General features: G+C 70.9%; 4 protein-coding genes. 1 reads left to right on the forward strand and 3 read right to left on the reverse strand.

Translation table 11 applies throughout. The annotated features are described in order from the left end of the window. Window positions 1–8 precede the first annotated feature (8 nt). The 3 genes from VFR90_RS14525 to ppa all read right to left on the reverse strand — a co-directional run bounded on the left by VFR90_RS14525 (window position 9) and on the right by ppa (window position 6342). Window positions 9–2753 carry a M16 family metallopeptidase gene (locus VFR90_RS14525; protein WP_326406854.1) on the reverse strand — a complete coding sequence of 915 codons (2745 nt, stop codon included), beginning with the start codon at window positions 2751–2753 and terminating at the stop codon, window positions 9–11. 85 nt (window positions 2754–2838) lie between these two features. Then, the gene (locus tag VFR90_RS14530) at window positions 2839–5730 is read right to left on the reverse strand and encodes a GMC oxidoreductase (RefSeq protein WP_326406855.1); all 2892 of its coding nucleotides are present in this window, start codon (window positions 5728–5730) and stop codon (window positions 2839–2841) included. 72 nt (window positions 5731–5802) lie between these two features. Beyond that, a complete protein-coding gene (gene ppa, locus VFR90_RS14535; protein ID WP_326406856.1) occupies window positions 5803–6342 on the reverse strand; it encodes an inorganic diphosphatase in 540 nt (179 codons plus the stop codon). 288 nt (window positions 6343–6630) lie between these two features. Between ppa and VFR90_RS14540 the strand changes: the two genes are divergently transcribed. Continuing rightward, on the forward strand, window positions 6631–7649 hold a 1019-nt coding region (locus VFR90_RS14540; RefSeq protein WP_326406857.1), incomplete at its 3' end, for a sodium/proton-translocating pyrophosphatase.

The raw sequence follows: 7649 nt of genomic DNA on the forward strand, positions 1-7649 counted from the left end.
CCGCATCACTAAGGGCTTCTGAAGTCGCCGCCGACGGCCGTGACGAACCGCTGCGGCTTCAGGTACTTGCGCAGCGCGGCGTTGACCTGCTCGGGCGTCGCCGCCGCGATCGCGTCATCGACCTTCTGCGAGACCGCGAAGCTGCGATCCAGCCGCTCGTTGCTGGCCAGCGAAGCAGCCAGCCGCGCGTCCTGTGCACGGCCGAGCCGGCGCGCCGCGAGCAGGCCGCGCTGGCCTTCGGCCACTTCGGCGGGCGTGAAACCGCCCTGCAAGGCCCGCTCGATCTCTTCCTTGAACGCGGCCTCGACCTTCGCCCGGTTCTGCGGCGCGAAGATCGCGTTCGCAAGCCATGGCGAGCGCTCGTCCTCCGAGTTCCACGCGACGTAGCTCTGCACGCCGTAGGACAGCCCTTCCTTCTCGCGGATGCGCACCCACAGCCGCGAGTTGCCGCCACCGCCGAGCAGGTGGTTCGCGAGCATCAACAGCGGGTAGTCGGAGCTCAGGTCGTTCAGCGGCAGCGGCAGCGCGATGCCGAGCGTCGCGTTCTGCTTGTCGGGCGTCGCAAGCACCATGCGGGTGGGCTCGGGCGCATCGAAGGGCACCGCGACGCGCTCGTAGGGCAGCTTGCTGCGCCAATCGCCGAAAGCCGCGTCGAGCGCCTGCTTCACCGCGTCCGGATCGAAATCGCCGCTCGCGCCGAACTGCGCGTTCGAAGCGCCGTAGAAGCGCGCATGGAAGTCGCGCAGCTGCGCGGCGGTGGCGGCGCGCAGATCCTGCTCGGTCTCGTCGAAGCTGCTCGGGTGGCGCACGTCGCCGCGCGGAAAGCGCGCGCCGACGTGGCGTTCGATCGCGTTGGCCACCACCGCCTCCGGCTCCTTGCGCTGCTGCGCGAGGCTCGCAAGCGCGCGGTTCCGCTGCTCGTCGAGCACCGCCTCGGGGAAGGTCGATTCGCGCAGCAGCTCGCCCACCAGCGCGATCGCCGCGGCAATGTGCTCGCGCTTGCTGGCGATGCCGACGCTCAGCCGGCCCGCATCGCTCGCGAAGCTCACTTCCGTCTGCAGTTGATCGAGCCGGTCGCGGATCTGCTGGCGGTTCAGCTTCGCGGTGCCTTCGTCGAGCATCGCGGCCGTCAATGCCGGCACCTCTCCGAGGTTCGCGAGGCTCTTCACGTCGCCGAACTGCAGGTTGAGCACCGCGCTGACCGCGTTGCCGCGCGTGGGCTTGGGCAGCAGCGCGAGCTCCATGCCGCTGGCGAGCCTGGCGCGCTGCGTCTTCGCGTCGATGTTGGCCGGCGAAGCATCGAAGGCCGCGACCGCGTCGGCCGCCTGCCGGGGCACGAAGCCCGTGAACTGCGCGGCCACGTCGACGTTCGTCGGCGCGGGCGCGCGCTGCGGCTTGTCGGTCGGCACGTAGGTCGCGAGCGTGCGGTTCGAGGCGAGCAGCCGCTCGGTCGCGACCCGCTGCACGTCGTCCAGCTTCGCCGCCTTGATGCGGTCGCGCGTCAGGAAGAACAGCCGCCAATCGCCCTGCGCGACCGATTCCGACAGCGACACGCCAACCGTCTCGGGATTCGTGAACGCGAGCTCCCAGCTCTTGAGCCACTTGGTACGGGCGCGCTCCAGTTCTTCGGCGGTGATCGGCTCGGTCGCGATCGACTCCAGCGTCGCGAGCAATGCCGCGCTCGCCTTGGCGGGCTCCTGCTCCGGCGCGAGCTGAGCGATGTAGAGCGCGACGCTCGGATCGCGCAGGCCGAAGGCCTCGGCGCCGACGCTCGCGGCGAGCTGCTTCTCCACCAGCCGCTTGTGCAGCCGGCCCGAGGGCGCGTCGCCGAGCACCAGCGTCAGCAGCTCGACCGCCGCGTGATCCGGGTGCGCGGCCGGGGGCGTGTGGTAGCCGGCGTAGACCAGCGGCGTGCCGCCGGCGCGTCGCAGCGTGATCGTGCGCTCGCCGTCCTGCGCCGCATCCAGCGTGTAGAGCTTCGGCAGCGCACGCTTCGGCTTCGGAATCTTGCCGAAGGACTGCGCGATCCAGCCGAGCACCTTCGCCGGCTCGAAGGCGCCGGCAACGACCAGCGTCGCGTTGTCGGGCTGGTAGTGCAGGCGGTAGAAGGCCTGCAGCCGCGCGATGTCGACGTTCTCGACATCGGCGCGCGCGCCGATCGTGTCGTTGCTGTAGTTGTGCCAGTCGTACATCAGCGCGAGCACGCGCTGGTAGAGGATGCGGCCGGGGTCGTTCTCGCCCATCTCCATCTCGTTGCGCACGACGGTCATCTCGCTCGCGAGGTCGCGCTTGGCGATGAAGCTGTTGACCATCGCGTCGGCCTGCCAGCCGAGGTACCAGCGCAGGTTCTCCTCGTTCGCCGCGAAGCTGGCGAAGTAGTTGGTGCGGTCGAACCAGGTGCTGCCGTTGGCGCGCAGTCCGCGCTTGGTGAATTCGGCCCAGACGTTGGGCGTGGCCGGCGTGCCCTTGAAGATCAGGTGCTCCAGCAGGTGGGCCATGCCGGTCTCGCCGTAGTTCTCGTGGCGCGAGCCGACGTGGTAGGTGAGGTTCACCGTGGTCGTCGGCTTCGAATCGTCGCGCACCAGCAGCACCCGCAGGCCATTGGCCAGGCGGTATTCGAGGATGCCCTCGACCGCGGTGACCGCGCTCACGTTCTTCGGCAAGGCCGCCGGCGGCGACGCGACGGGTGCAGCGCAGGCAGCGCCGAGAACGCCGGCACAGAGCGCGGCGACGAAGAGCTTCGGGACGGTCATGGCGGGCGGCAGCAAGCGGTGGACCCGATCGATGGTACGGGTCCAGCTCCGGCCACCGGAGGCGGCGGGCTCCGGGCCGTGCGCGTCAGCGCGCGGGCCGCGCCCGAACGAGCGCACCGCGCGCGCGTGCGACGCGACGCGCGAGCTGCGAGGCGAGTGCGGCCCGCGCCGCGTCGATCGCCGGCCGCAGCGGCAGCGCGATCGCCGCGCCGTGGCGCATCGAGGAAAAGCGCATCGCGGTCATCAGCTCGACATCGAGCTGCGCATCGGCCGCGCTGTAGGCCGGCACGCCCCCGTGGCGCACCGCGCTCGCCATGCGCGCCAGCACGCTCGCGACCGCGATCTGCTCGTCGCTGAAGGCATGCGCCGCATACGGGTTGGCCCAGCGCACCTCGCCGATCGGCGTCGCCACCCCCAGGCCGAGCAAGCGGCCCTCGTGCGTCTCGCGCACCACTTCGTGCACCGACGACGCCGCGGCATCGGCACCGCGCAGCAGCAGCGTGCCGTCGATCAGCGAGCCGGCCGTGCCGTAGACGCGCAGGCTGCGCGGGCCGCGCCACGGCGCGTCGTGGTACTCGCCGCTGTAGTGGTGCACCAGCGAGGCGCCGTCCTCGTACTCGACGCAGCCGTGCAGCCACGACTCGCCGGCCGCCTGCGGCTGCGAACGCACCGCGCTGACTCGCACCGGCTCGCGGTCCGCGCCGAGGCAGCTGCGCAGGGCGGCGATGCCGTGGTAGTCAAACACCGCGAAGTCGTTCTTCACCGCGACGACGCGGCCGAGCAGCCCCAGGTCGATCAGCTGGCGCTTGAACTGCTCCATCGGCAGCAGCGGCGTCTGCTCCGCGACGCCGGCCGTCAGCTGCAGCTCGCGGATGCGCTGCAGCGTCGCGCGTCCCTTGCGCGCGCTCCAAGCGAACGGCGTCTCGAACAGCACCGGCATGCGCAGCTCGACGACGCGGCGCGCGGTGTCGTCGACCCCGCCGGAGCTCACCGCCACCAGCAGGAAATCGGGCTTCGCCTGCGCGACCATCGCACCCGCATCGGCGAAGGCCTCGATGCCCGCCTCGGCGGCGAAGGCCTCGCGCGTCGCGGGCGACCGGGTGTGCACGCCGACGAGCTCGAAGTCCTCGGCCAGTGCGCGGAACACCGGCAGGTAGAGCGTGCGCAGCCGATGCCCGGCGCCGACCAGCGCCACGCGCGTGCGGCGCCGGCGCGGCATCAAGGCTGCCTGCAGGGCCCCGGCCGGCGCGGGTGTCGCCGGCAGGAGCGGCCGCCGCGCAAACTGCGCCTTCAAGTGATCGGCCAGACGCAAGCTCAGCGCGACGATCATCAAGGTCGGGTTCATGTAGCCGGGCGTCGCGAACACGGAGCTGCCCATCACGTGCAGCCCTTCGACGCCATGCACCTGCGCGTTCGCGTCGACGACGCCGTGCGCCGGGTCGGCGGACATGCGGGTCGCGCACATCGGGTGCGCCATGTCATGGATGCGCTCGCGCAGCGCGGCGGCGCCTTCGCCGATCCAGGCCGCCGGCGTCGGCAGCCGCAGGCCCAGCCGGGACAACTCGGCGTGCATCACCTCGGCCATGCGCGTCGCGGTGCGGAACTCGAGGTCCGACGCGCGCCAGTCGACGCGCGCACGCGGGCGGCCCAGTGCGTCGAGCCGCTCGGACAGCAGAACGCGGCTGTCAGGGTCGAGCTGCTGCTCGACGACACAGTTGATCGCCACCCGCGAGGGCTTCTGCAGCGGCGGGCGTCGGCGCACCAGGCGATCGTGCAGTTCGCACATCACGCCGATCGGCTGCGTGAGGCCGGCCGCGAGGCCCTTCACCGCCGCGCCGTCCATGCGCCCCTTGAGCAGGCCGCGCAGCGCCTGGCCGGCGCGCACCAGCGGCGTCGCCTCGTCGCCGAACTCCACCAGGTGCACCGCGCAGTTCAGCAGTTCCTCGCGCCGCTGCAGCAGCGGGCTCATGCGCACGCCCAGCGAATAGACATGACGCGCGCCGCGCCGCTCCAGCCAGTGGTGGCCGAGCGCACGCCGCAGCAGCTTGCTGCCTTCGCCGTCGTAGCCGCCGATCTCGGCATAGGGGTGGTCGGTGAGGTAGCGGCCGACCTGGTCGTGCGCGTTGCCGACGCCGCGCGGATCGACCGAGCGGGATGCGAGCAGCAGCCTTGCGTTGTCGATCCCGCCGCAGGCCAGCACGATGCGCGGGGCCCGCACGCGAGCGCTTCGGCCGTTCAGGCTCGCGATCGACACCGCCTCGGCCTTTGACCCGCCGGCGTCGATCTCGATGCAGGTCGCGCTCGCGTGCGTCAGCAGGCGCAGGTTGCGGCTGGCCTTGAGCACCGGCCAGGCGGCCTCGCCCAGATGGCGCGGCTTGGGTGCGCCGGCGTGCTGCAAGGCGCCGAGCTGCTCGGCGCCTTCGGGGCCGGCGGCGGCGAACGCGCGGATCGCCTCGGCGGTGGCCGCCCCGTGCTGACTGAATTGCCACACGACCGGCAGCAGCAGATCCGCGTCCCAGGCCGGCTCGCCGCGCGCGCGGCCACGGCCGAAGGCGATGCCGGCGTGCTCGCCGTACAGCGCCGGGCCGAGGCCGAGCAAGGCGCCGGCACGATCGACGAAAGGCGCGACGTCGGCCGCGTTGATTGGCCAGCCGCTGCGCGGCAGCCACGTGCGCGGCTGGTAGTCGATGCTGTCGAAGACGCCGCAGCGCCCGCTCCACAGCGCCGAGGTGCCGCCGACGCGGCGCGCGCGGGTGAGGTCCTGCGCGGCGCGGCGCAGGCCGACGTTCTCGATCTCGTTGAGCGACTCGACGTCGGCATCGGCGTCGAGGCCGCCGCTTTCGAGGATGCAGACCTGAACGCCGCTGCCTTCGAACTCGAGCGCGATGCTCAGGCCGGCGGGGCCGGCACCGACGATGCAGAGGTCGGCCTCCAGGTCGGCGGGCGTCGCGGCCTCGCGGAAGTCCAGCACGCTCATCGTCGCCCCGCCTCGCTGCAGGGCCCATCGCCCCGCGGCGATTCTTGAGCGCCGGCCGGGCGCGGGCGCGATTCAGCTCGGGCGCTGCGCCGCGTAGGCGGCAATACCGTCACGAACTTCCTTGGCGGCCGCCTCCGGCCCGGCCCAGCCCTCGACCTTGACCCACTTGCCCGCCTCGAGATCCTTGTAGTGCTCGAAGAAGTGCTGGATCGCCTTGAGCCGCATCGGATTGATGTCTTCCGGCTTCTTCCAGTGGTCGTAGATGGGGAGGATCTTGGTGGTCGGCACCGCGAGCACCTTGGCGTCGCCGCCGGCCTCGTCGGTCATCTTGAGCACGCCGATCGCGCGGCAGGTGACGACGACGCCGGGCGTCAGCGGAAACGGCGTGATGACCAGCACGTCGACCGGATCGCCGTCGTCCGACAGCGTCTGCGGCACGTAGCCGTAGTTGCAGGGGTAGTGCATCGCGGTCGTCATGAAGCGATCGACGAAGAGCGCCCCGCTTTGCTTGTCCACCTCGTACTTGATCGGGTCCGCGTTCATTGGGATTTCGATGATCACGTTGAACTCGTCGGGCGCCTTCGCGCCGGGGGTCACGTTGTGCAGGCTCATGGTGCGCGACTCTCTGGTGGAAACCCGAATTCTAGGCAGCGGCATGTCACGGAGCTGACCTGTCCAGCCCCGCGGACCCGCGCCCTCCCGCTGGAAAACACCAGCACGCCGCGGCACGGCGCGGTCGGGCTTGTCCCTTAGGATCGCCGCGCACCGCGACCGGCACGCGCAATGCAGGCCTTCGTCGCACGAGACGGGCCACGGTGTTCCACAGGTGATTCATCAACGAGGACCGCGCGCGGCCGAGCCCCGACCGCAGCGGCACGACGAGGCAGGAGAACCTTCAGCATGTCCAGCAACGTGGCGCTCATCTTTGCGCTGATCTGCGGCCTCGCGGCCGTCGTCTACGGCTTCGTGCAGCGAAGCTGGATCCTGAAGCAGGACGCGGGCAACGCCCGCATGCAGGAGATCGCCGCGGCCATCCAGCAAGGCGCGGCCGCCTATCTCGCGCGCCAGTACCGCACGATCGCGATCGTCGGCGTGATCCTCGCCGTGCTGATCGGCGTGTTCATCGATCTGCCGACCGCGGTGGCCTTCGTCGTCGGCGCGGTGCTTTCGGGCGCCTGCGGCTTCATCGGCATGAATGTCTCGGTCAAGGCCAACGTGCGCACCGCGCAGGCCGCGACCAAGGGCATGCGCGAAGCGCTCGACGTGGCTTTCAAGGGCGGCGCGATCACCGGCATGCTGGTGGTGGGCCTCGGCCTGCTCGGCGTCGGCATCGTCTTCTGGTTCCTGACCGCCAACGGCCAGGTGACGCCGGTGAGCGGCCTCGCGCCCGCGCTGAAGCCGCTGCTGGGCTTCGCCTTCGGCTCGTCGCTGATCTCGATCTTCGCGCGGCTCGGCGGCGGCATCTTCACCAAGGGCGCCGACGTCGGCGCCGACCTGGTGGGCAAGGTCGAGGCCGGCATTCCCGAGGACGACCCGCGCAATCCGGCGGTGATCGCCGACAACGTCGGCGACAACGTCGGCGACTGCGCCGGCATGGCGGCGGATCTATTCGAAACCTACGCCGTCACCATCATCGCCACGATGCTGCTTGGCGCGCTCATGGTGAAGACCACCACGCCGGCGGCGCTCATCTATCCGCTCGCCATCGGCGGCTTCGCCATCATCGCTTCCATCATCGGCACCTGGTTCGTCAAGGCGCGGCCGGGCGACGTCAACGTGATGCCGGCCTTGTACAAAGGCCTCGCGGTCGCCGGCGTGCTGGCGCTGATCGCCTTCTATCCCATCACGCTTCTGCTGATGGGCGACGTGGTCAAGGAGGTGCCGTTCGAAATCGGCGGCGACAAGAAGCTGATTACCGT

The sequence above is a fragment of the Methylibium sp. genome (genome assembly GCF_035762065.1).
GTDB lineage: Bacteria > Pseudomonadota > Gammaproteobacteria > Burkholderiales > Burkholderiaceae_C > Methylibium.

What these genes read in the sequence shown, in the direction of transcription:
- VFR90_RS14525 (WP_326406854.1), bottom strand. Translation starts at nt 2,753, where the DNA reads ATGACCGTCCCGAAGCTCTTCGTCGCCGCGCTCTGTGCCGGCGTTCTC.
- VFR90_RS14530 (WP_326406855.1), bottom strand. Translation starts at nt 5,730, where the DNA reads ATGAGCGTGCTGGACTTCCGCGAGGCCGCGACGCCCGCCGACCTGGAG.
- ppa (WP_326406856.1), bottom strand. Translation starts at nt 6,342, where the DNA reads ATGAGCCTGCACAACGTGACCCCCGGCGCGAAGGCGCCCGACGAGTTC.